This window comes from Niabella aurantiaca DSM 17617, assembly GCF_000374125.1.
GTDB lineage: Bacteria > Bacteroidota > Bacteroidia > Chitinophagales > Chitinophagaceae > Niabella > Niabella aurantiaca.
On sequence record NZ_KB893626.1, the window covers coordinates 472,723 to 497,326 of the forward strand.

The window sequence follows — 24,604 nt, forward strand, 5'->3', positions numbered from 1 at the left end:
TATGGAAGCAATATTTGACACCCAAAAGCCCATTGCCATTGGCAGTGATCATGCGGGCTTTGAGTACAAGCAGTATGTAATTTCTTTTCTGGAAGGGAAAGGGCTGACGTTTAAGGATTTTGGGGCTCATTCTACGGAATCGGCTGATTACCCGGATTTTGCACATCCCGTGGCTGCGGCTGTTGAAAGCGGGGATTATGCCTTTGGCATCCTGCTTTGTGGCAGCGGCAACGGGGTTGCCATTACCGCCAATAAGCACCAGGGGGTGCGGGCCGCGCTCTGCTGGGACAAGGAAATTGCTGAGCTGGCCCGTAAACACAACAATGCGAATGTTTTGTGCATACCGGCCCGGTTCATTCCTGAAGACGTAGCCGAAGTGATGGTAGAAGCATTCATCGATACTGCATTTGAAGGCGGCCGTCATGAGAACAGGGTATCCAAGATCAGCTGCGGGTAGCGGCGGGGCTGCGGACACGGAAAAAGATCAATATGAGGAAATTTATTTTAGCAGCGGCTGCTGCTTTTATAGTGGCAACAGGGATGGCTCAAAAAAAAGCCAACCCCGCTGTTTTTGCGCGCACCATTACCACAAAGGATCTGAAAAGCCATCTGGGTGTCATTGCCAGTGCAGAGATGGAGGGGCGGGATACGCCTTCTCCCGGGCTGGAAAAGGCGGCAGCATATATTACCGCACATTTTAAGAAGCTGGGGCTGAAACCCGGTAATAACGGGAGTTACCGGCAAACATTCGGGTTATCGAAGGACTCGCTGGTAAGGCTGGACCTGTCTGTTAACGGAATACCGTTTGAGGCATTTAAAGATATAGCGCCCCTATGGGTGCAGGGAGAAAAGATCGACCTGGATTTTAAAGAATATGTTTTTGCGGGATATGGGATCGTGGATCAGAACAGGGATGATTATACAGGTATGGAGGTTAAAGGTAAGCTGGTAGTGATCATCGCCGGCAGCCCCAAGGGCTTTATACCGTCAACAGAGGGAAGGCAGGCTTCAACCACTATGACGGCAAAAGTTAGAAATGCCCTGCTCAAAGGTGCTGCTGCAGTACTGATCGCCACCAGGCAGATCCCTTCCCGTGCTGAAAGGCCCGTTGTTTACAGGCCAGACTGGGAAAGAACTGCTCCGGCTGATGCACCTCCGGTTTTTTATATAGGCGCCAACGTAGTGGAAAAAGTAAGCGGCCATAGTTATGAAGAGGTAAAAACAGCCCTGGACAATGGCCAGGCAGCACCGGAGATCAGTGAGGCCACTGTAATGCTGCATTATCAGCTGCAAAAAGACAGGGCTGCTGCATCCAATGTACTGGGGGTAATAGAGGGCACCGATAAAAAAGATGAATACCTGTTCATTACGGCGCATTATGATCATGTTGGTAAGGATGCAGAGGGCAATATTTATTACGGTGCGGATGACGATGGTTCCGGAACCGTGAGTGTTCTGGAGATGGCCGAAGCGTTTGCGCTGGCAAAAAAAGCAGGGAAGGGTCCCCGGAGAACCATTGTATTTATGACGGTAAGCGGTGAGGAAAAAGGATTGTGGGGCTCGGAATATTATTCGGAAAACCCTGTTTTCCCATTGGATAAAACCACGGCCGACCTGAATATTGATATGATCGGCCGTATCGATACCGAAAGAATGAGCGCCGATACCCTGAACTACGTCTATGTGATCGGACATGATAAACTAAGCACTGATCTTCCGGTGATCAACGAGGGTATGAATAACCGATACACCAAACTGGTGCTGGATTACAAGTTTGATGATCCCAATGATAAAGAACAGATCTATTACCGCAGCGATCATTATAATTTTGCGCGGAAAGGCGTTCCGATCCTTTTCTTTTATGACGGGATGCTGAAAGCCGATTACCACAAGCCCACCGATACCATTGAAAAGATCAACTTCCCGTTGATGGCTAAAAGGGCACAGATGATCTTTTACACCGCCTGGGAAATGGCCAACAGGGATCAGATGCTGAAGCGGGATCTGAAGCTGCCTGAACAGGCGCAGTAACAGTCAAATGTTTGAGAATAAATATTTTGGGAGGCTTTGATGCCCCCCTTTTTATGCTTCAATTCGCAGACTTCACTTTTTTTTCATAATACGGCACTACCTTAATCCCTTTATTTATCTATTCAATCTTATTCCATGCGTGTAAAATTCCTTTTACCGGCGCTCCTGGTGGTGCTGCTTTTTTCCTGTAGCAAAGACAAGGAGGACTCCGGGCCCGCTAATGAAGAAAAACTGACTGCCAGCTCCTGGCAGCAAACAAATACGGCAGCGACAACTGATGAACAAAAGCCGGTAGCTACCTTTAATGCTAATCACGACTTTAGCCTGAGCCTGAACAGCGCCGTTTCCGGTGCCGGCAGCTACAGCAATATTGGTGCGGACATTACCGGTAAGTGGAGCTACGATGGAAGCAATATTGTGATCTCCGATATTGCTGTCGGCTATCGGGTCAATGGCAATACCACCGCTGATTTGAAGGCCGTTGTAGACGCTTACGCGGGAGGACTTGTAGCATTCAACGCATTTGTACAGGCCTATTGTAGCTTGTTGCAGGTAGATGCTTCCGGTGATCTTACGATAAAGGGGGCATCTTCCAACAAAGTAATATGGGTCGTAAACCAGCTTACACCGGATATACTGGTAGTGGCTTCGGCGGGAGCTTCAGCCAGTTTTTCGGCGGAATAGTAGTTCATTTCATGTTTGAAAAAGGGGGGCCGTGCTCCTCTTTTTTTGCATTTGAGGCAATAGCAAAAAAGGGCCGACAGGCCCTTTTGGATTGAATAATATTATTGGGCTTACCAGCCCAGGATCCAGGCAAATACCAGTGGGGCAACAATGGTGGCATCGCTTTCGATGATGTATTTGGGCGTGTCAATATCCAGTTTTCCCCAGGTGATCTTTTCATTGGGAACGGCTCCCGAGTAAGACCCGAAGGAGGTGGTACTGTCGCTGATCTGGCAGAAATAGCTCCAGAACGGAACATCATGCCACTCCAGGTCCTGGTACATCATCGGTACTACACAGATGGGGAAATCGCCCGCAATACCACCGGCAATCTGGAAAAAGCCAACGCCTTTGCCGCTGCTGTTGTTGCGGTACCAGTCGGCCAGCCAGGTCATGTATTCGATCCCGCTTTTTACCGTGCCGGCTTTCAGCTCGCCTTTGATCACATAGCTGGCAAAAATATTTCCGGTGGTGCTGTCTTCCCATCCGGGCACGACGATCGGGATGTTCTTTTCGGCTGCGGCAACGATCCAGCTATCTTTCGGGTCAATTTCGTAGTACTGTACCAGGTCCCCGCTGAGCACCGTTTTGTACAGGAATTCGTGCGGGAAATAGCGTTCGCCTTTTTCTTCGGCTTCCTTCCATTGTTTTACAAGGTGTTTCTGAAGACGGCGGAAAGCCTCCTCCTCGGGAATACAGGTATCTGTGACCCGGTTGTAGTGGTTTTCCAGCAGGTCCCATTCATCCTTCGGCGTCAGATCGCGGTAGTTCGGAACCCGTTTATAATGTGAATGTGCCACCAGATTCATGACATCTTCTTCCAGGTTGGCACCCGTACAGGAGATGATCTGTACCTTGTCCTGCCGGATCATTTCCGCCAGCGAAATACCCAGCTCAGCGGTGCTCATGGCGCCGGCAAGGGTGATCATCATTTTGCCTCCGGCTTCCATATGGGCTTCATAGCCCTTGGCAGCATCGATCAGCGCCGCTGCGTTGAAATGCCGGTAATGATGTTCAATAAATTGAGAAACAGGTCCTTTGCTCATAATTTTTTTGAATTTATTACGCCTTCAGATCACAATAGGGTGAGACATTGCGAAGGGCAAAAATAAAGATTTGGTGAAAACGGGCGTGATGAAATCTTTGTGACGGTAGAATTGCTATCCGGCAACAAAAAGCACGATCTGCAGCCAAAGAAGCAACTCTATGAAACCTTTGGAGTAAAAGCATATTTTATTGTGAACCCCGCCGATAAAGAAGGGGCCCCTTACTATTTTGACGGGAAGAAATTCGTTTTACAGGAAGCCCGGAAAGGAAAGGTAAAATCAAAGCTGCTGCGGAAGACGGTCGTCTTCTGATCAACCGTATTGCGCACATAAGTATTGCGCCCCATGCCCCGGGCGTTCGTGAAGGGGATTTCCTGCCTCAACGTAAAAGATATTCATGGTAAAGCGTACCTTTACTGATTCAAATTTTTAGATACAGTGGCTGACAAGATCCTTTTATTACCCGATAATATTGCGAACCAGATAGCCGCCGGTGAGGTCATCCAGCGCCCGGCCAGTGCGGTAAAGGAACTGTTGGAAAATGCTGTGGATGCAGGCGCTACTTCTGTGCAGCTGATCGTGGTGGATGCAGGCAAGACCCTGTTACAGGTGATCGACAACGGCGGTGGCATGAGCGAAACGGATGCCCGTATGTGTTTTGAGCGGCATGCCACGTCCAAGATCCGGGAAATTGATGACCTGTTTCATATCCACACCATGGGGTTCCGGGGAGAGGCGCTGGCCTCTATTGCGGCGGTGGCACAGGTGGAGCTGAAAACAAAACGGGCGGAGGACGAAACGGGAACCTATATTGAAGTGGCCAATAGCGTGGTGGTAAATCAGGAGCCGGTTGCGGCGCCCAATGGCACCAGCATTGCGATGAAGAACCTTTTTTTTAATGTGCCGGCCAGAAGGAATTTTCTGAAAAGCAATGCTGCAGAAATGCGGCATATTGTGGAAGAGTTTACCAGGGTGACCATGGCATTTCCTCATATCCTGTTTACGCTTACCAGCAACGGGCAGCAATTGATGCACCTGGAGCCGGGAAGCCTGAAACAGCGGATCGTGCAGTTGCTGGGCAACAGCTATAACGCCAAAATGGTGTCCGTAACGGAGCAAACGGACTATATGAACATTCACGGGTTTACGGGTAAGCCGGAAACGGCCAAAAAGACCCGGGGCGATCAGTATTTTTTTGTAAATAACCGGTTTATTAAAAGCGCTTACCTGAACCATGCGGTGATGAACGCCTACCAGGAGCTGCTTCCTGCAGACAGCTTTCCGATGTATGTATTGTTCATTGACCTGGATCCCGCACAGGTGGATGTGAACGTGCATCCTACCAAGCAGGAGATCAAATTTGAAGATGAGAAGATCGTATATGCATTTGTGCAGGCGGCAGTAAAGCATGCGCTGGCGCAGTTCAGCATTACTCCTACCCTGGATTTTGACCTGGACGCCTCCATTCAGCAGTTGCCTTCGGTAAGCCAGCCGTTTACCAGTGAAAAACAGGAAAAAGCATCCGGATCTTCCTTATACCAGGGCTTTACACAAAAGCACCAGGCGCATTTTATTGAAAAACCCTCTGGCCAGGAATTGAAAGGCTGGAGGGAGTTTTATGCACCTCTGCCAAAGGAGGACGCGCTTTTTGATTATGAGAAAACGGAACAGCAGGAAAACCTGGTCGTTCAGAACAAAAAGCACCGCTTTGAAATAGATGCGGATACAGAGCTGAACCAGGTACTGAACACGTATATCATCATGCCTGCGGAAAAGAGCTTTCTGCTGATCAACCAGCAGGCGGCGCACGAGCGGGTATTGTATGCGCAGATGAAGCGGGCTGCATCCGGAGCCCCGGTCACGATTCAGAAAACAATGTTTCCCGTAACCCTGGAACTTTCCCCGGCCGACGCCGTGTTGCTGCAGGAGCTGTTACCGGATCTGTTATTGCTGGGGTATGAAATAGAACCGTTTGGCAAGAACAGTTTTGTGGTACAGGGCACACCTGCCGACCTGGAGGATACGGATGAGAAGCACCTGATCGATTTTACGCTGGAACAATACAAGCATTTCAGCAGCGATATCCGTGTTTCCAACCGCGAGAAGCTGATCCGCTCCCTGGCACGCCAGCGGGCTATAAAGAACGGGAACCGTTTAACCGAGCGGGAGATGCGGCAGCTGGTAACGGACCTGTTTCAGTGCGAGCCATTCAATATGGCTCCGGACGGGAATCCGACCTACCTGGAGTTCAAGCAGGAGCAGATCGAAAAGATGTTCGGGCGGTAGGCTTTATATATACCTGTTAGGTTTTAGAAACTTAACAGGTATATATAAAAAAGCCCCGGAAGATCCGGGGCCAATAACTAAATCATCAGAGAAAGATATGCTTAGATTTTAAAGCCCAGTGTCAGCACCACCCTTGAGCCGTTTGCTTTAAGTGTAGCGGGGCTGAACGCGCTTTTGTCTTCCAAGCGATAGGGATAGTACACGTCATCTTTTGCCGTGTAAATATATCCGAGATCGATAAAGAATCCGTGGTTGCGGTAACCGAGGCCCGCAGTGCCCTGGTAAATATTGCCTTTTTCGCCTGCGAGGTCTTTATAGGGGTTGCCATAATAGGCGCCGCCCACGCGGGCCATAATGGTATTGAATTTTAATTCTGCTCCCAAACGGGCATTTAAGACGCCTTTATAAGCATCGTCGATGGCACTGTTCAGGCCTCGGTAATAGTTCTTATCAGCAATGCCGTTTGCATCATAGGCCTTGAACTGGGATGCCATATAGTTCACGTATTCCACATCTGCCGTCACCAGGCCCTTCTGGCTGGAAACATTGTTCACATCACCAAAAAGATAGGTAACGCTTCCCAGCAGTTTATAAGGCGTTTGCAGGGAATAATCATACACCAGCGATTCCCTGGGGATGGATTCTACCTCGTTTTGACCTTCATTTTCGGGCAGGTTCTCCGTATTTGCCCAGGCGCGGGCGTCATAACGGTCTGTAAGCGAATACCATGTTGGCGTATGGGCGGCAATACCGATCCTGAAATTCTGAGTGGGTGTAAACACGGCACCAAGCTTTACATTCACCCCCATACCCTTGGTTACCAGGTCGTCGTCAAACTGCGCTGCGTCAAACATATTTACATCCTGGGTAGGATCTACTTCATCAAATGTACGGGTGGCACCATAGCGCAGGGCAGGAAGTCCTACTGAGCCGCCCAGGTACACCTTATCATTCAGGTTCAAACCGCCTCCGATGGTTACTTCTGTAATGCCCCCATTGGTTTTTAATGTCCCTTCCTGAATAAGGCCGGTACTTGTTGCCAGGGGGCTGGCAGGAGAGAACATGGGGCTGTTTGCATCTTTTCGTGTCATCCAATGCACGTCGTAAGCAAGCCCGGATCCGTAATCATTGAAATCCCCAAAGGCATTGTAGTCTTCAATGAACATATCGGCCATGGAACTTTTAGTGTTCACGCCTCCGAACTTGACAACGTTGTTGAAGTCTGCGATCCGTGAAACGCCGATACTGAACGCCGAACTCCGGATGGAGCGGTTGCCCCGGTGCTCATTTCCGAACACGACTCCGGAGGTTCCGAAAAATCCTGCTGTTTTATTTGCACTGTTTGAGGTGCCAAAGTAGTTGGCGCTGTTGCTGTTGATGTTAACTCCCCCCGAGATCACCAGGTCGCCTGATTTATAGAACCCGAGGTTTCCCGGGTTGGAAAAAAGTGTTGAGATCTCACCCCCGATAGATCCGCTGGCGCCTCCCAGGGCCTGAACACGGGCCGTTCCGGAGGCAGTTTGCCAGGAGTACCGGAGGGCATCTTCCGGTACCTGCGCATTTACCGTGCCCGCAGCAGAAAGAATAAGAGCGGCTACGATTATTTTTTTCATATAGATTTTTTGTTGTTAGGTCTTTGATAAATTAAAAACGTCTTCCCGATGCGCCGCCACTGCTGCGTCCGCCGCCACCGCCGCTGCTTCCACTGCTTCCGCCGGAGGATGCCGGGGGTGAATAGGAGGGAGTAGACGAGCGGGACTCTACGCTGGGCCGGCTGTAGCTTTCAGAACGGCTGGGAGGCGTATAACGATCGTAAGACGAAGAAGAGCGGCTATTGCTGATCCTGCCGTTGGTGCTGCTGTTGCCGGAGTAGCGCCCCCTGACCGCATTGGAACGGCCCTGGGCACTGGAGTTTGAGCTATTGGTGTTCACGCTCTGGTTTGACCGTACACCATAGGTACCGTAATTGCCGGTGCTTCTTCGGGTGATGATCGCATTCCGGGTATCTCTTTCGGCACCATAGGTACGGGTATTGCCGCTCCTGTCGCTGTAAGAACCCCTGTTTTGTGCATTCCCCCTGTTGAGTATATTGGGATTGTAGGTATTCAGGTTTGTGCGGCGCTGGCCATAGTTTACACGGGACCCTACGATAACGCCCGGTCCGTAGCCGTAGTAATAGGGACTACCCCACCAGCCGGTATACCAGGGATCGTACCATCCGCCCCCCCAGCCATACCCGTACCCCCAGCCACCATAGTAGCCACCGTACCAGGGGTTATACCATCCGCCCCCCCAACCATAGCCCATGCCCATTCCCCAGCCGCCGTACCAGCCGGAATAGTAGGGGTTATAGTACATGTTCCAGTAGCTTACCGGGCTCCAGGGACTGTTCCAGTAGAAAGGGTCGTTCCAGTAATACCAGTTGTTGTAGTAGCTGAAATTATAGCGGTTGCCATAATAGTACCAGTCGTCCAGGTCGGACCACCGGTAGCGGTTGCGCACCTTCATGCGTAAATAACGGTCATCGTAGTCGGCATACTCCTCATCATCATAAGATTCGTAGTCGCGATAACGTCTTTCATCCGACTTTTTTACATTGGCATATTCATCCTGAGGCGGAGCCGGAGAACTGTAAACATCGTCAGGTGTCTGGCCGGTCTTGTATGCTGTGGTACAGCCTCCGATAAAGAAAGCGCAGCCGAGCAGCAGTATCAATGTTCTGATGTTCATTTTTTGGCGATATTTTAAATAGTTTATGAATCAGATTGTTATAATTAATCACCAATTGCAGCTAATTGTTACCCTTTTAAATATACATTTGCAATTGCTGATAAAGTTACGTTAATATTGACGTTCTTTTGCGAAAAAAGATGCATAATATGTTGTTAATTCACAACGAGTTTAACGTAAAAAAGGTTCAAAACGCAACAGGGTGGGCCGTTTAGGGTTTTTAGCCTGGCGTCCGGTATTTTTGGCGTCTTTTTTACCGTTGTTCGTCCATGTATAAAACTATTCGACCTGGATAATTAACTATTAACTATTATATGAGCAAGGAAGTTACTTCGAGAGCTGAAGATTATGCGCAATGGTACAATGACCTGGTGATCAAAGGCGGATTGGCCGATTATTCCGCAGTAAGGGGATGTATGGTGATCAAGCCCTACGGCTTCACCCTTTGGGAGCATATGCGCGACGCACTGGATAAGATGTTTAAAGATACCGGCCACGTTAATGCCTATTTCCCGTTGTTTATTCCCAAAAGCTTTTTGAGTAAAGAGGCGGCCCATGTGGAAGGATTTGCCAAAGAATGTGCCGTGGTTACCCATTACCGGTTAAAAAATGACCCCGACGGGAAAGGAGTGGTGGTAGATCCCGAAGCAAAACTGGAAGAAGAGCTGATCGTCAGACCAACGAGCGAAACCATCATCTGGAGCACTTATAAGGACTGGATCCAGTCTTACCGCGATTTGCCCCTGCTGGTAAACCAGTGGGCCAACGTGGTGCGGTGGGAGATGCGTACCCGCCTGTTCCTGCGCACGGCGGAATTTTTGTGGCAGGAAGGGCATACCGCACATGCTACAAAGGAGGAGGCGGTGGAGGAAGCGCGTAAAATGCTGGATGTATATGCCACTTTTGCCGAGGAATTTATGGCTGTTCCGGTAATAAAAGGCGTAAAAACCGCCAGCGAACGTTTTGCAGGAGCTGAAGATACCTATTGTATCGAGTCGCTGATGCAGGACGGCAAAGCACTACAGGCCGGTACCTCCCATTTCCTGGCGCAGAATTTTGCAAAGGCTTTTGATGTAAAATTCCTGAATAAAGAAAATCAGCTGGAATATGTATGGGCTACCAGCTGGGGCGTAAGCACCCGCCTGATAGGAGCCCTGATCATGGCGCACAGCGATGATGAAGGTCTGGTGTTGCCGCCTAAGATCGCCCCCCTGCAGGTAGTGATCATCCCTATTTATAAAGGAGCAGATCAGAAAACACTGATCGATGCAAAGGCCAACGAGATCATGGAGAACCTGAAGAGCAAGGGCATTCGTGTGAAGTATGACGACAATGACAACAACCGCCCCGGGTGGAAATTTGCGGAATATGAAATGAAAGGCGTTCCTGTACGGCTGGTGCTGGGTGCCCGTGACCTCGAAAACAATAAAATTGAAGTGGCCCGGCGCGATACGCGGGAAAAGGAAACGGTAAACCTGGATGGCATTTCGCAATACGTGGACGGACTGCTTATAAAAATACAGTTTGAGATGCTGCAACGGGCGCGGAATTTTACCACGGAAAAGACCACGCCTGTAGATACCTGGGACGATTTTGTAAAAACGCTGGATGAAAAAGGAGGGTTTGTTGCGGCTCACTGGGACGGCACAGCAGAAACCGAAGCCGCCATCAAGGAAAAAACAAAGGCCACCATCCGCTGTATTCCCTTAAACAATCCGCAGGAAGAAGGGATTTGTATCTTATCTGGCAAACCGTCTAAAGAACGGGTGTTGTTTGCGAGAGCTTATTAATTGTTTCAGGTTCCAGGTTTCACGTTCGAAAAACCTGGAACTATGAAGCCTGAAATAAAAAATTAAAAATTCCGCCTCTTAGCAACCTCCGTCTTAATATAATCTGCTATGGATTGCGTGGTGCTGCCGGGTGCAAAGATCCGGCCTACGCCCAAGGCGGTTAGTTGTGTGGTATCATCTTCCGGAACAATGCCCCCGCCCACCAGCAGCACATCATCCATCTGTTTTGCTTTCATCAGCTCCAGCACTTTGGGGAACACGGTCATATGTGCACCGCTCAGGATGCTGATGCCGATCACGTCGACATCTTCCTGGATAGCCGCATGAATGACCATTTCCGGTGTTTGCCGCAGACCGGTATAGATCACTTCCATACCGGCGTCCCGCAGGGCGGTGGCGATCACTTTGGCGCCACGGTCATGACCGTCCAAGCCGATCTTGGCAACTAAAACACGAATGGGTCTGTTCATGCATACAAATGTATGTATTTAGTTGCTATGCCAGGCAGTTGCTCATCTTCCTGATTTTTTAGTGTTGAATTTATAATCGAAGTGCGATAAAGGGTCCGGAGCTTCTATGCCTCCTCGTTTTGTCATTGTATACTGTGTATCTATCCTACTGCAACAGCCATTACTCCGTTATCGCTCTTACTGTTTTACTGTATTCAAATCTGCCGTCTTTATCTACCTGTTTTATCCTTATAAATAGCGCCTTCGCATTTATATCTGCAGGGGCATCGTTTTTAGTGCAGCTTATAACCAATAGCACGCCGGCCAATACGAGCGCCATGGCCCATTGATTGCGGCGTTTTTTAAACCCGGCCAACACGAATAGCAATACGGCGGGTGCAGCCAATAAGGAGGCGGCGCTTGCCGAAAACGCATAGTCTAATTCCATAGTGCTATTGCCCCCGGTGGCTTTAGAAAGGACGGTGCCTATTTTATAAAACGAACGGCCATCGGTAGCAGCTTCTATGTCAAAATGATCGTTGTTCGTTTCGGTTGTCGTACGCCAGTTAATGTATAAGCGGTTATTTTGGATATAGGCAAAAACCTGCGAAAAATTTACAGGCAATACGGCCGTATATTCGTAAGCGCCCAAATCGACAGCATTGCCCACTATGCGTGGACCGCCGGTTATATCTGTACTATTACCCGGTACATCACTATTATTTCCCGCGTTTATCGCGATACTTCCTGCTTTTAAACGATAATCGCCTGCTGTGGTAGGCGCCATATCGGCACCCACAGGCCCTGCAAATACATCGGCCGCGGTAATGTTGCTGCCATCTAAGTTATGATTGCCGACATTGGCAGCCATACCCTGCACCAGGCTGTATGTAATCGTTGCGGTGGAGTTGTTGTTATAAATACCCGTATTATTACCCAAAATAATGCTGTTATGTATGGTGAGCGAGGAATAGCTGGTGTTGCTGATGCCGCCGCCGGAGTTGGCTGTATTGCCCGAAAAGGTACAATTGCTGATGGTGGACGAGGAGGCGGAGTAGTTGTATATGCCACCGCCATAGGACCTGGCCTTATTGCCCGAAAAGATACAATTACTGATGGTGGGCTTAGAGGAAGTGTTGCTGATGCCGCCGCCGTAATAGCTGGCTGTATTGCCCAAAAAGGCACAATTGCTGATGGTGGGCGAGGAGGAGAAGTTTTCTATGCCGCCGCCGGTGGAGGTAGCTATATTGCCCGAAAAGAGACAATTGCTGATGCCGGGTGAGGATTTATCGTTGCTGATGCCACCGCCGGAGTTGCCGGCTGTATTGCCCGAAAGGGTACAATTGCTGATGGTGGGCGAGGATGAGATGTTGGTGATGCCGCCGCCGAAGCTGGCCGCCTTGCCGTTGGTAATCGTAAAGCCATCTAATAGCGCCGCCGCTGTAAGGCCGTTGTTATGGTTGGTAATTACGGTTAGGGTACTTTGTCCGTCTAAAATGGTGGTGGGGTTTATACCGTTTACGGGGTTTATGGCCGGCCTTTCGGTTCCCGTGCCGGTAAAGCTGCCATATATTTTTACGCCTTCTTTCATTTGAATAGAGGCGGAGAGCTTGTAGACACCTGCTTTTACCCAAACCTGGTCCCCGGTAACCGCAGCATCAATCATGCCTTGCAAATTACCGGAGGCATCGTTCCAGGAAGTTCCCGTTCCCGAGCCATCGACGGCTACATAGTGAATGGTTTGCCCAAAAGCCGCTGCTGTACCTAGCAGCAATACAATTAAAAGAAATATTCTCATCCGGGTTATTTATTTTTATATGATTTTGAATACGAAACATCAACCCTGCCATTAAGTCTTACCAGACAACACTACTGCTAAATCATAATGCACAATTAATCCTCCACCACGCTTATTACGCCAGACATTTTCTTTGTACCGTCAAGATCCTGCTCTGTTATACGGATGTATTTGTAGCTGTTACTATTGTCCGTTGTGGACGCAACATTTTTGTTACAGGGATAATAAAATCTTTTGCATAATCGTTATTGTTTAAAAGTTTTAAAGTTGCCAGAGGGGATTTTCACCCTGGTTATAACAGAGGTCTGTTTTATTTCCCGGTTAATTTTTGCCACGTGTATATCTGTAAAAATGACCAGCAGCAGGATCAATACCAGTACGAGCAGCAGTATAATGATCAGGTTGCTGTATTTTTTAACAAAGTGCATGATACGTTTCACCTAATTTACGCCCGGAGTGATCTGGTCTGCAAGTTTTTTGGCTGGCAATTGCCTGTCAGCTACCTGTCAAAATCCTGTCAGGGGGATTGGAAGGCTGATCGTAAACGGCTTATAAAAGAAGAGTGGGTCCGACAGGAACGATCGGATTTTATTTTTTGACGGGTTATCAGATCGCGGCAATAATGGTTTCCAGCTCACTTGTGGTGGCGGTACCAAAGCGTTGCCGCAGGCGGTGGCGGGTTTTGTGCACACTGTCTGCACCGATACCTTGCATGGCGGCTATCTGCTTTGTATTGAGCCGGATCTTTACCAGCGCAGCCATCCGTTGCTCCGCCTCGGTAATGCCGGGTGCTTTATCGCGGAGCAGTTTGAAAAATGCCGGGTATGTTTTTTCAAAAAGCGATTTGAAATGCTGCCAGTCATTTTCGGTCAATATCATCTGGCGGCTCAGTTCTTCGATGGTTTGTGCATCATATAGCTTATGCTGCTGCAGCTCAATGCTTGCCTGCAGTTCTTCGATCCGGCTGTTCTTTTTTATGATTTCTTCTTTAAACGATTCCAGTGCCCCGGCTGCCAGCTGCTGCCGTTTTTCTGCTTTTTTCCGGCTTCGGTTCAACCACCAGGCTGCGATGGCTGCTATAAAAACAAGCAGCGCAATACTCCTGTTTCTTTTATTGATGGCCTGGCGTTTCTCTTCGGTCATTTCTTTTAATGCCAGCTGCTCTTTTTCATAGGCTGCCTTTATAAAAACGTAGCGGTTGGTACGCAGTTCGCGGGCACGGCTCACACTGTCATTATAACTCCGCACAAGCTTTGAATAGGGGTATGCTTTACCCGGCTGCCCAAGGTTTTCATAACAGACGGCCAGGGCTTCATATACCCGGTTCAATAATTCCTGGTACCTTCCCTTGTTCAATGCGGCGCTTTTCAGCAGGGACGGGATCGCTTTTTGAAAATCTTTTTCCTTCATGGCTATTTTACCCATCATCTCATAAGCGATCAATGAATCTTCCGGTTCCCTGCTGTGCGTGGCAATTTCAAAAAGGCGGGCATCAATCGCTTTTGCGCTATCCAGCATATCCAGTGCAACAAATGAAGGCAGCCGGTTCTTATAGGCTATTTCCTGCCAAGCTGCTTTTTTAATTTCAGCGCAATATTTTTGGAGCTTTTCAAAATAGAACAGCGCCGAATCATGTTTTTGCAGTTCCCGGTAGGCCAGCCCAAGATTATTGTACGTGTACATAAAACGGAACGGCTTTACCAGCGTGTCTGCAAGCTTCAAACCCGTACGCAGGTAATCGATCGCATCCCGGGGATAGCCGTCAACAAGCAGGGCTTCGCCCACCCACATGTAAAAAATGCTTACGGCTGCAAAGTTTTCTAAACCAAGGTAGTGATGTAACTGCAGCGAAGTGGTGGCATATTGAACAGCGAGTGCCGTTTGGTTCAGGGAATTCAACATTTCGGCGTACCACCGGCCAAATTCTGCCTGCAAATAGGGGTCTTCCATTTCAACGGCCTCAGTCAGGCATGTTTTCATCTGTGCTGCGTACAGGGAATCGCCTTCTTTAAGGTAATAAAAGAGCAGTTTTGCCTTTACCGACCGGCCCATAAGCCGCAGCCGTTTGTTTCCGGTAGCACAAGCTTTCTCTATTTCGAAGGCAGCTTTGACCCTTGAAGCAGAATCGATCTTCGTGATATCGTAGTAAACGGAGTAGTGCTTAATAACCTGTGATTTACTGTTATCGTCCAGCCGCTTTACCCAATCGGAAACAGGAAGATCCTGTCCCATTGAAAAAAATGAGCATCCGATAAAAAAGACGACCAGGAATATGGCTTTCATCCGGAATTCTAAACAGAACTTTGCTTTGGCTTTCAGCACTTTAAGTTTTCTCTATAAAGGACATACAGATTGCGTCTATCCGGGTACAAATTTAGGTTGAATTTTTCAATTCGGTTATACATTAACGTTCCGGGGCAGGGCGGACTAAGCGGCCGACTACTCTCCAAACGCCGAAGTGGGTGGCACAACCGTTGCTGATAGCAACACTGAAGCCGGTCATTATGCAAAACTTAAAGCTTTGCATAACGTGTACGATTTGTAAAATCGCGCATTATTTTTATGTATTTTGAAGAAGTTCACCATCTGGCGGACGCCGCAAAGAGCTGGAAAAGCTGCCTCGACTATGGAAAACTTTATGCACGGGAAAAACGGTTTACAAAGGCCTGGCAGCTGCTCCAAAGATCCGATTCCCTGCTTTTAAAGATCTTTCCGCTGAATAGTGCTTCTTTTAAGAAGATGCAGAAGCATTACGGAGAAATACAGTTCCATACCGGGTTGGTGGCTGGGGCGGGTATGACGGGCAAGGAAGCCGCACGCCCTTATTTTGTAAAAGCAAAGGAATACGGATTTCCCCTGCCCGACCAGCTTAGGCAGGCATTTGATTTATAATAAGGGATAAAATGTGGCCCGGACCGATAACCAGACAGCCAGGATATAGACGGTCCCTGAAGTGTGCGACGCAAGTTTGCTGACTGGAGTGCTAACGCCGGGTCAGAGATCAAAACAACTTGTAATCCATCATACTGAGCTTTTCCCTGCAGAATTGATATTCTACCTCATCATTGCTGCCTACCAATACCAGCCGGTCCTTACAGTATTGTTCGATCAGTGTATAGTAAAGATCAATGCCCTGCCGGTCGAGGTTGGTGCAGGGCTCATCCAGCAGTACAACGGGAGTGTCCGAGTAAATGCATTGCGCCAGCTTGACGCGCTGCTTCATGCCGCTGGAAAATTGTTGGATGCGCTTGTGGGCTGCGGCCTGTAATCCAAGTTCCGCTATGATCTTCTTTGTGGTGAACCCGGCAATAAAAGGCTTAAACTGCTGATGAAAATCCAGGAATTCCAGGAGGGTCATCTCTTCGATCAGCTCAAGATACGGGGCACAGCAGCCGATGTGGCGGTAAATTTTTTCCGGAGGAACGGGCTTCCCGGCGGTCCAGCTGCAGCTGCCTTCATTTAAATGCAGCGCGCCGGCAATGACCTGTAAAAAAGTGCTTTTTCCGGAGCCGTTGGCCCCAATGATGGCATAGCTGTTCCCGGATTCGAACCGGCAGGAGAGGTTTCGGAAGATCCAGTCGCGGTTGAACCGTTTTCCAGCCTTATTCAAGGCTATCGTCATCGCCATTTCCTTTGGTATATCGTTTGATAATGCCACGCGTGCTTTCCTGAACAAATGTCAGGATCTCATCCCGCTCATCGGTAACCGGAAATTCCTCTTCCAAAAGCTGTACCGCCTGGGTTACATTGAGCCCCCGGTTGTAGATCACCCGGTAAATATCCAGGATATGATTGATCTTTTCTACAGAGTAACCATTTCGTTTGAGCCCAACGGAGTTGATGCCGGCGTAGCTCAATGGCTGCCGGGCTGCTTTAATATAGGGCGGAACATCTTTGCTTACCAGCGATCCGCCGCTGATGAAGGCATAAGCGCCTACTTTTACAAACTGGTGCACGGCACATACGCCGCCAAATCCTACATGACTTCCTAAAATCACATGCCCGGCGATCTGTGTGCTGTTGCTGAGGGTACAGTAATCGCCGATCACACAGTCGTGGCCGATATGGCTGTAGGCCAGGATCCAGCAGCCTTTACCCACCACTGTTTTCCAGCGGTCGCGGGTGCCGCGGTGGATAGTGACAAATTCCCGTACCACACAGTCGTCCCCGATCTCTACCGTGGTCTTTTCCCCTTCAAACTTTTTATCCTGAGGTTCCGAACCGATTACGGTTCCGGGAAAGATCTTACAGTTCTTTCCGATCCGGGTGCCTTCCAGTATGGTTACGTTTGAACCGATCCATGTACCTTCACCGATTTCAACATCCTGATGGATCACAGTAAACGGGTCTATCTTTACATTCCGGGCAACTTTTGCATCCGGATGTATATATGAATTAAAATGGATCATGTACTTACAGGGTCAACCAATATTAAATAAAATAATGGCGCAAATTTAGACATTCAACAACTAATTGTAATTATTTTTTTAATAATAGGTTGCAAATCAGCTATTATTACCAAGAATTGACATTCTTTTGTTGGCTTTATAACAGATTGCGAATACCTTTGCTCCCTGTTATGACGGATGCTGAGGATATTATAAGATTAAGTTTCAAGGACTTGGATCGCCCTTCTTCGCTGGAACTAATGATGCAGCGGGGGCAGCAGATCCCCGGAGCGGTTCAATATGAGATCCGGCGGTACAGCCGGTCGGTGAATATTTTGACCGAGGATATGGGAATGCTGGTGTATGAATACAATAGCCAGAAACCAAAGGAAAATAACCTGAAGCTGAAGTTTTGCATCGCCGGAAATATGTATTGTTCCCGGGAAAACTGCAGTAAATGCACAGTGGGGCAATCCAAAGATTGTGAAAACAGTAAGGACAGCCTTGATGTAGTAAGCGTTCAGTTTACGCCGGCGCATTTGTCCCAGTTTATAAAAACGAGGACCTCAAACAGTTTTAGCGATTCCCTGTTGAAATTTAAGCACAAAGTATCTTTTACCCGTACACTACCCCTGTGCTGCAAAACCAAAACGGTGATCGAAGGGTTGCTGGAGCACAGTTATGACGGTACCCTGGAAAACATTTATGTGAATGCGCAGCTGCAAATGTTGTTATTGCTGACCATGGATTCGATGGCGGACGATAAGCAACTGGAGGTGATCAGCTGTAAATTCCTATCCAACGAAGCGGATAAGGATAAGGTGGAGAAAGCCCGGGAAATCCTGATCAGGCATATCGGTGAGCCCATCACCATTAAGGAGCTGAGCCGGAAAGTGGCCATGAATGAGTGTTATCTCAAAAAAGGGTTCAAGGAAATGTATGGCTCTACCATTTTTGATTTTTACCAGAACCAGCGCATGGAGCATGCAAAATACCTGCTTTATGAAAAAGGACTGAGCGTAACCGATGTTTCCATGATGCTGGGGTATTCTTCCATCTCACATTTCAGCACCGCGTTCAAACGGCTAACGGGACTGAAACCCTGCGAGCTGTTGTTTGCCTCTAAATAAAAAAACCTATAAGGTTTAATTGATCCGACGTGGCGGAAAACCTTATAGGCTGGGTTTTGCGCCACGCGCAGCAATTACTTTTTCAAACTGCCAAGACCCACTTTGTGACCGCTGATCGCAAAATACAGGATATAGAGATAGCAGGGCATAACCAAAATAAAGTAAGACAACTGAAAATTGATATGCAGGCTGTCTTTTAAAAAGCCATATAATATGGGCAAAATGGCTCCTCCGGCAATACCCATGATCATGATGGCGGAGCCGATCTTGGTAAATTTACCCAAATGACTGATACCTAAAGGAAAAATAGCCGGCCACATGAGTGAGTTTGCCAGTCCCAGCAATGCAATAAAGATCACAGATGTATAACCGGAGCTGAAATAAGCGATAATAGAGAATACAATACCCAGGATAGCGCAGATCCGCAGCGCTGCCTGTTGTGAAAGGATTTTGGGAATGGTGAAAATACCTACCACATAACCCAACAGCATACCACCAAGGGTTAATGAAGTGAAGTATTTGGCCTGGTCTGCATGGATACCCAGCTCTTTTCCGTATACCCCGATGATATCGCCCGCCATTACCTCGGCTCCTACATACACAAAAATGCAAAGCGCTCCCAGGAAAAGATGGGGAAACTGGAAAATGCTTCTGTGATGTACCACTTCTCCGCTGGCTTCATCTATCACATCTTCTTCGGGATTTACTTCCGGAAGGTGCAAAAATTTAATCAATACCGCAAACAGGATAAATACAATGGCCAGTACAATATAAGGCGTATTTACCCGGCCCAGTACATCATTCAGTAGTTGTTCTTTTTCTGTACCGGTTGCCGCAGCAATTTTAGCCTCTGTTTCAGCCGCATTTTTTAAAAACACAGCGCCCATGATAAACGGCACGATCATTCCTGCAAATTTGTTACAGATACCGGCCATGCTGATCCTTTTGGCCGCGCTTTCGATGGGGCCGATGATGGAAAGATAGGGATTGGACGCTGTTTGCAACAGTGCAAGTGCAGCACCCTGTACAAAAATACCGGTAAGGAATAATTCAAACGATCTGGATTTAGCGGCGGGAATAAAAATAAGGGAACCCAGGGCCAGTATGACCAATCCCAGCACCAGGCCGGTCTTAAAGCCGGTCTTTTTCAGGATCCAGGAAGAAGGGAGGGCCAGCACGAAATAGGCCATATAGGAGGAAAACGTAACCAAAAAAGCTTGTATATCCGAAAGGCCAAAGGACAATTTAAAAAAGGGAATAAGCGTTCCGTTTGCCCATGTTATAAACCCGAAAATGAAAAAAAGCCCGCAGATCGTAGCCAATGGAAGCAAAATGTTTTGGGAATTGGAATTGGTTCCTGCCATTACAAATCGTTTAAAATGAATTAATGGCTCTAAAAATAGGGAAATTATTGCTGAGAATGGCAATTGCTGCAACCGATTGCGCATAAAAAAAGCATGAATGACCGGTTCATGCTTTCATGATTTAGATTTATATATCAGGCTTTTGAATACCGTAATGAAGGCAGGCGCTTTTGAGCCAGGGCATATACTCCAAACAAAACAGCGCTGTAAAAAAGATCACCGCCAAAGGCTCCCAGGAACAGCTGGTTGCTGAACTGGTTATAAAAGGGCAATGCCCTTAAGTAGGTCATGCCCAGAGTAAGGCCGGGCTCATATTCCACGCTACCGGGAATACCGCTGGCAACCCACACGCCAAAGTTGGAGATGATCCAGAAAATGGCGGAGCCGGTGAGCGCATAGCCCAGTATCTTTATTGCTTTTGGCTGGCGGAGCATAGTGCCCAGCGCGGTTACCAGGAGCATACCCCCATAAACAAATAACTGGCTGATGCCGTAAAAGCCCCTCGATCCTGTAAGACTGATGACCAGGTCCGAGAGCAGGTAGGCGAGCAGCGGCATTATGTATGCCCACTGTTTTTTATCAAAAGTGGCACCGCTGAACAAGGCCATGGCCACCAACGGAGTAAAATTATAGGGATGGGGGAGAATGCGGCTTAAGGCGGCCACCAATATCATCAATGTAATGATCCAGAATTTACTTGTTACTTTCATGATCCGAAATGAAGTTTATATAGTGTAAAAGTAAACAACTTTTAGGAATTGGTTCAAAAAGCTGTTTTTGAGACCGGGCAAACGCATTTAAATTGTAGAAAAAGGAGCTTAGCCCCGATATTGCCTGATAAGCGGTGGCCATTTACCCGAGTTTCGGGTTATCCGCGTCGTGCCGCTTCTGAATACGGTATTACCGGGCGACATGGCCATATCCTTTTTAAAATACGTGAGAATAATTTGATTACCGGGCCAACAGGGGCGCTGGACAGCCTGGGATACCAGATGACTGCCAACCAGCGTTCGATATACAACTATACCTGCCCAACGGATGGAAGGCTGGTGCTGCCGGGCTTTAAAGGCAAAATAGCCTATGCCGGTTCAGAAGCCGCCATACGAGGCACCGGTTATTGAGCTGATGCTGGCAAAGACTACCGGATAATAACTATAGACGACCGTTTTTGGAACAGGGCTGTTTTTCAAAATACGGAAGACAGCCCTTTTTTAATGAGGCCGTGGAATATGAAGGGAAAGGGGCTTCCGGTTGTTTGGCAGATGCCCCGATATCGGTGCCGGTGCCGTGTCAATACCCTATTTAAGTCAGGCTGAAGCATGTTTTTTTAGGAATATTAAATGTATATTTATAGGGCTTTCAGCATATGAAGGCTGTTTAATCTGTAGCAACGGTTTTGTGAGCATTTTACATGAGAGAAAGCCGTGGAAGTAAGGCCCTTTTGATCCATTCTACGTATTATTCACTAAATCAATATACCCTGTTATGAAACATTTTAAAACGGCGGCATTGTTGCTACTCACGAGCAGTGTTTTCACTGCCTGTCAGAAGACCGGTTTGACTGAACAAAATGAACCGGTTCCCGAAACGATGGCCGCTATTTCTCCGGAATTTCAGCATCTGAAGGTATGCACCGAACTTTATCCCGAAGGAACATCCCCGAGAGGTGCTACCATTAAGACCAAGCAATGGCCAAACGGAACTATTCTTAAAGTAAGCCTGAATGGCGGTACCGCATTTGTTCGAAGCAAGGTCATTGAATTTGCCAGACAGTGGGAGACCTATGCGAACATAAAATTCAATTTTGTGACCAAAGACCGGAAAGCTACCATCCGGGTTACCTTTTCACCCGGCGGTTCCTGGTCTTATATTGGCACAGATGCTTATGCCATAAAAGGGGGTAAAGCCACCATGAATTTCGGATGGTTCGATAATGCTACTCCGGATGAAGAGTTCAGCCGTGTGGCTATTCACGAATTTGGACATGCGTTGGGCATGATCCATGAACATCAGCATCCGCTGGCCGATATACCCTGGGATAAGCCTAAAGTTTACGAGTACTACAAGCAAACCCAGGGCTGGACCACGCAGCAGGTAGATGTGAACCTCTTTCAAAAATATTCGACTTCTCAAACAAATTTCAGTGCATATGACAAAACTTCAATTATGCATTACCCGGTGGAAGAAGAGCTGACGATCGGCAACTTTTCCGTTGGCTGGAATACGGTGCTTTCCAGTACTGATAAATCGTTTATCGGTGCCGTTTATCCGAAGTAAGCAGCGTATATATGCTATTGGTGATACCTGGCAGAACGATTACTGCCGGGTATTTTTTTTAAACCATGCAGAAAAAAGGTAATTTTATTTTATATGTGTCCCGTCAGAATAATTTGCCTTTTCCTGCTCTTGCAGTATAGTGCTGCTTTTTGCCTGAACGCACAAAGGAACGAGATCCTCGTTTCAGCTGGGTACGGCATAGCCGATCTGCATTGGTCCATAGCGGGAAATTCGGACGGCAAAGATCCGGATATCCTGTCCGAACTGGTGTGGCGCCGGTTGCGGGGACCGGCCTGGAATGCGGGCGTACGGTATTCCTTTAATAAAAGATGGGGAATGGAGCTCAGCGGGGGGTATCACGATTTGAAAAGGGGAACGGTAACGGATAAGGACTATGCGCAGGATGACCGGCAGGAGAACTATTATAATGAATCGTTTAACAGCCAGGGTAAAAGCATCAACCTAAACGCGGTGCTGAACTATTACGCAGGAAACCTATCAGGGTTTCAGATCCGCCCCTTTATCGGTTATATTTTAGAAAAACAGGAGGCGCTGTTACTGGGAGATGCGGAAAGGGTGCGTGACCTGCACAGCTCTTATAAAACCACGTGGGAGGGGGGGCAGGCCGGAATAAATGCAGCGAGGGCATTTAACCGGCTGGACCTGCGCATCGATCTTTCCGGCGGGCTTTTAAAGTATCATGCAAAGGCACTGTGGAACCTGATCGACGAATTTGCAAAGCCGGTAAGTTTCCGGCATTATACAGAGGCTTACCAGCTAAAAGGAAAGTTGGAGCTGGGCTATACATTGGGCCGGAAATTAAGGGTCATGAGCTACTACTGCATAGCGCACTCAGATGCCTGGAAGGGTACCGACAGGGCTTATTATACGGATGGCAGCACGATCGATACCCGGCTGAACTGGGTAACCACTACCAACACTGCTTTTGGAGCAGGATTGGGCTATCTGTTTTAGCGCCAAAGCAGGTCACGGACCTTATTTTCTCTTTTTTTAACTGCTTCCTGCCTTTTTCAGGCATTATGTTCTAAACCAGGCATTGAAATGCCATTACGCGTTTGATCACCGGCCCGTACTTTAATGGATTCCAGCCCGGCGATCCCCCTTATTTTTAGATAAAATTAATTTTTTGTCTTTATTTATGAATAAATACTATTTTTATTGCGATTGTGAGCGTTTAAATTGTATTTATTTAACAAAACTAATTAGCTGAACGATGCATTATGGTATCATTACTTTCGGTTCCAGGGGAGATGTACAGCCCTATATAGCATTGGCCCTGGAGCTTCTGGAACAAGGAAATAGTGTGAGCATTGTGGGGAATGAAAATTTCTCCGATTTTGTGCCGAAATATGGCATCCCCTTTTATCCGCTTCCGGGTGACACGCAAAAAATGCTGCAGTCACCGGAAATAGCGGGGATTCTTAAATCCGGGAATGTGATCACCTATTTACGGGAGCTGGGGAAATTGATCCGGAAAGGTCAGGGAGCCGTTCTGCAAAAGATGGTCGGTTATTGCGAAACTTTTGATGTACTTGTAGCCGCCCCGCTGACCGTAGCATGGGTGTTTTCGGTAGCGGAACGTTTGAGAAAGCCGTGGGCGATTGTTCAGTTAACGGTTCCTTCCGTGCCAACGGCGGTCTTTCCGTACCTTGGGCTCGACTTTTTTAATTCGCCCGTCTATAACCGGTTTACATACCGGCTGATGCGATGGTTTTTTTGGACGGAACATAAAAAAGATATACAGGAACAGCGGGCATTGTTAAAACTGCCACCTCTTAAAAAATCACTGCCGAAAAAGATCGATGAGCAACGGGTATTGCAGTTACATGCATTCAGCCGTTTTCTTCTTGAACGGCCTTCCGACTGGCCGGAAGAGGCTGCGATCACCGGGTTTTTAGACATGGCAGGGGTAAAAACGCCACTGGCCGGGCAGGACCGGGGCACGGATGACACGATCAGTAACTGGCTGGCACAGGGTGCACCGCCCGTTTATATTGGTTTTGGGAGCTTCCCGGTTCCGGATCCGACAATTTTTTACGGGATCCTGGAACATTTACTGAACTACACAGAAGAACGTTATATTTTCTGCCAGGGCTGGAGCCAGCCCGCCGGATTGCCCAAAAGTCAGCGGGTTTTTGAAGTAAAAGCTGTGGACCATTCCTGGTTATTTCCTCAATGCAAGCTGGCCGTTGTTCATGGCGGAATCGGAACGGTAGGGGCCGTGCTCCGCGCTAAAATACCTGTGGTGATTGTTTCCGTGTTAGGTGATCAGCCGATCTGGGGAAGATTTCTTAAAAGGAAAGGTTGGGGGGCGCATTTGCCGTTTAAGAAACTAACGGCTCCAAAACTTTTAAATGCAATTCAGGAGGCTGATCAGGATGCGATCAGGGCCTCCGTTCTGCGAACTGGCAGCATGATGGAGCGGGAAAACGGAGCGGCAGAAGCTGTTTCAAAGCTGGAGGCGTATTTTAAAGAACCGGAACAAGTGCTGCGGATGCAAATGGGTTCTTAAAACTGTTTAAATCTGCGCAAAACCCGGGTTATCTGCGGGAGATCGTCGGGTATGTATAT

23 protein-coding genes are annotated in these 24,604 nt (G+C 48.1%); 12 read left to right on the forward strand and 11 right to left on the reverse strand.

The features are described from left to right. The first annotated feature begins 1 nt into the window (after position 1). The 3 genes from rpiB to B160_RS0107070 all read left to right on the forward strand — a co-directional run bounded on the left by rpiB (position 2) and on the right by B160_RS0107070 (position 2,715). A complete protein-coding gene (gene rpiB / locus B160_RS0107060) occupies positions 2-457 on the forward strand; it encodes a ribose 5-phosphate isomerase B (RefSeq protein ID WP_018627196.1) in 456 nt (151 codons plus the stop codon). A gap of 32 nt (positions 458-489) precedes the next feature. Next, on the forward strand, positions 490-2,031 hold the full coding sequence (locus tag B160_RS0107065) for a M28 family peptidase (protein WP_018627197.1): 1,542 nt from the start codon (positions 490-492) through the stop codon (positions 2,029-2,031). Positions 2,032-2,166: 135 nt separating this feature from the next. After that, complete coding sequence (locus B160_RS0107070) at positions 2,167-2,715, forward strand: hypothetical protein (protein ID WP_018627198.1); 549 nt, start codon at positions 2,167-2,169, stop codon at positions 2,713-2,715. A 110-nt stretch (positions 2,716-2,825) separates the two neighbouring features. Here B160_RS0107070 and B160_RS0107075 read toward each other — a convergent pair whose 3' ends face one another. Further along, positions 2,826-3,800, reverse strand: coding sequence for a deoxyhypusine synthase family protein (locus B160_RS0107075; RefSeq protein ID WP_018627199.1), 975 nt, complete (start codon positions 3,798-3,800; stop codon positions 2,826-2,828). 99 nt (positions 3,801-3,899) lie between these two features. On the opposite strand from B160_RS0107075, the gene B160_RS0107080 reads away from it, so the two are divergent. Both B160_RS0107080 and mutL read left to right on the forward strand, forming a co-directional pair. Next, complete coding sequence (locus B160_RS0107080; protein WP_018627200.1) at positions 3,900-4,112, forward strand: PDDEXK family nuclease; 213 nt, start codon at positions 3,900-3,902, stop codon at positions 4,110-4,112. Positions 4,113-4,238: 126 nt separating this feature from the next. Continuing rightward, positions 4,239-6,086 (forward strand): DNA mismatch repair endonuclease MutL, encoded by a 1,848-nt coding sequence (mutL, locus tag B160_RS0107085; protein ID WP_018627201.1) that lies wholly within the window; start codon positions 4,239-4,241, stop codon positions 6,084-6,086. Between the two features lie 101 nt (positions 6,087-6,187). Here mutL and B160_RS0107090 read toward each other — a convergent pair whose 3' ends face one another. Together B160_RS0107090 and B160_RS0107095 are read right to left on the reverse strand one after the other, a co-directional pair. Further along, positions 6,188-7,699, reverse strand: coding sequence for an OmpP1/FadL family transporter (locus B160_RS0107090; RefSeq protein ID WP_018627202.1), 1,512 nt, complete (start codon positions 7,697-7,699; stop codon positions 6,188-6,190). Positions 7,700-7,730: 31 nt separating this feature from the next. Then, complete coding sequence (locus tag B160_RS0107095; RefSeq protein WP_018627203.1) at positions 7,731-8,816, reverse strand: hypothetical protein; 1,086 nt, start codon at positions 8,814-8,816, stop codon at positions 7,731-7,733. A 314-nt stretch (positions 8,817-9,130) separates the two neighbouring features. Here B160_RS0107095 and proS point away from each other — a divergent pair, with 314 nt between their 5' ends. Next, on the forward strand, positions 9,131-10,606 hold the full coding sequence (proS, locus tag B160_RS0107100; RefSeq protein WP_018627204.1) for a proline--tRNA ligase: 1,476 nt from the start codon (positions 9,131-9,133) through the stop codon (positions 10,604-10,606). 62 nt (positions 10,607-10,668) lie between these two features. On the opposite strand, the gene B160_RS0107105 is transcribed toward proS, so the two are convergent. From B160_RS0107105 to B160_RS0107120, 4 genes are all read right to left on the reverse strand, one after another. Continuing rightward, positions 10,669-11,076 (reverse strand): cobalamin B12-binding domain-containing protein, encoded by a 408-nt coding sequence (locus tag B160_RS0107105; RefSeq protein ID WP_018627205.1) that lies wholly within the window; start codon positions 11,074-11,076, stop codon positions 10,669-10,671. A gap of 160 nt (positions 11,077-11,236) precedes the next feature. Continuing rightward, positions 11,237-12,853, reverse strand: coding sequence for a right-handed parallel beta-helix repeat-containing protein (locus B160_RS0107110; protein WP_018627206.1), 1,617 nt, complete (start codon positions 12,851-12,853; stop codon positions 11,237-11,239). Positions 12,854-13,098: 245 nt separating this feature from the next. Beyond that, positions 13,099-13,281 carry a hypothetical protein gene (locus B160_RS0107115; RefSeq protein ID WP_018627207.1) on the reverse strand — a complete coding sequence of 61 codons (183 nt, stop codon included), beginning with the start codon at positions 13,279-13,281 and terminating at the stop codon, positions 13,099-13,101. 178 nt (positions 13,282-13,459) lie between these two features. Beyond that, positions 13,460-15,136, reverse strand: a complete 1,677-nt coding sequence (locus B160_RS0107120; RefSeq protein WP_245562160.1) for a tetratricopeptide repeat protein — start codon at positions 15,134-15,136, stop codon at positions 13,460-13,462. 279 nt (positions 15,137-15,415) lie between these two features. Between B160_RS0107120 and B160_RS0107125 the strand changes: the two genes are divergently transcribed. Beyond that, entirely contained in the window at positions 15,416-15,745 is a 330-nt protein-coding gene (locus tag B160_RS0107125) for a hypothetical protein (protein WP_018627209.1), read from the forward strand. Positions 15,746-15,854: 109 nt separating this feature from the next. On the opposite strand, the gene B160_RS0107130 is transcribed toward B160_RS0107125, so the two are convergent. Beyond that, the gene (locus B160_RS0107130; protein ID WP_245562161.1) at positions 15,855-16,481 is read right to left on the reverse strand and encodes an ABC transporter ATP-binding protein; all 627 of its coding nucleotides are present in this window, start codon (positions 16,479-16,481) and stop codon (positions 15,855-15,857) included. Beyond that, positions 16,456-17,262 carry an acyl-ACP--UDP-N-acetylglucosamine O-acyltransferase gene (gene lpxA, locus B160_RS0107135; protein ID WP_018627211.1) on the reverse strand — a complete coding sequence of 269 codons (807 nt, stop codon included), beginning with the start codon at positions 17,260-17,262 and terminating at the stop codon, positions 16,456-16,458. The genes B160_RS0107130 and lpxA overlap by 26 nt, the downstream gene beginning before the upstream one ends. Before the next feature lie 212 nt (positions 17,263-17,474). On the opposite strand from lpxA, the gene B160_RS0107140 reads away from it, so the two are divergent. Continuing rightward, a complete protein-coding gene (locus B160_RS0107140; RefSeq protein ID WP_245562162.1) occupies positions 17,475-18,371 on the forward strand; it encodes a helix-turn-helix domain-containing protein in 897 nt (298 codons plus the stop codon). Between the two features lie 74 nt (positions 18,372-18,445). Here the strand turns inward: B160_RS0107140 and B160_RS0107145 are convergent, their stop codons facing one another. Both B160_RS0107145 and B160_RS0107150 read right to left on the reverse strand, forming a co-directional pair. Then, positions 18,446-19,735: a sugar MFS transporter gene (locus B160_RS0107145; protein ID WP_018627213.1), complete on the reverse strand. Its 1,290-nt coding sequence runs from the start codon at positions 19,733-19,735 to the stop codon at positions 18,446-18,448. 134 nt (positions 19,736-19,869) lie between these two features. Next, a complete protein-coding gene (locus B160_RS0107150; protein ID WP_018627214.1) occupies positions 19,870-20,445 on the reverse strand; it encodes a DUF6580 family putative transport protein in 576 nt (191 codons plus the stop codon). A 237-nt stretch (positions 20,446-20,682) separates the two neighbouring features. On the opposite strand from B160_RS0107150, the gene B160_RS31565 reads away from it, so the two are divergent. The 4 genes from B160_RS31565 to B160_RS0107170 all read left to right on the forward strand — a co-directional run bounded on the left by B160_RS31565 (position 20,683) and on the right by B160_RS0107170 (position 24,545). Next, a complete protein-coding gene (locus B160_RS31565; RefSeq protein ID WP_018627215.1) occupies positions 20,683-20,856 on the forward strand; it encodes a hypothetical protein in 174 nt (57 codons plus the stop codon). 364 nt (positions 20,857-21,220) lie between these two features. Beyond that, a complete protein-coding gene (locus tag B160_RS0107160; protein WP_018627216.1) occupies positions 21,221-22,012 on the forward strand; it encodes a M12 family metallopeptidase in 792 nt (263 codons plus the stop codon). A gap of 129 nt (positions 22,013-22,141) precedes the next feature. Then, complete coding sequence (locus B160_RS0107165; RefSeq protein WP_040679537.1) at positions 22,142-22,987, forward strand: hypothetical protein; 846 nt, start codon at positions 22,142-22,144, stop codon at positions 22,985-22,987. Positions 22,988-23,246: 259 nt separating this feature from the next. Then, on the forward strand, positions 23,247-24,545 hold the full coding sequence (locus tag B160_RS0107170) for a glycosyltransferase (protein ID WP_018627218.1): 1,299 nt from the start codon (positions 23,247-23,249) through the stop codon (positions 24,543-24,545). The last annotated feature ends 59 nt before the right edge of the window (positions 24,546-24,604 follow it).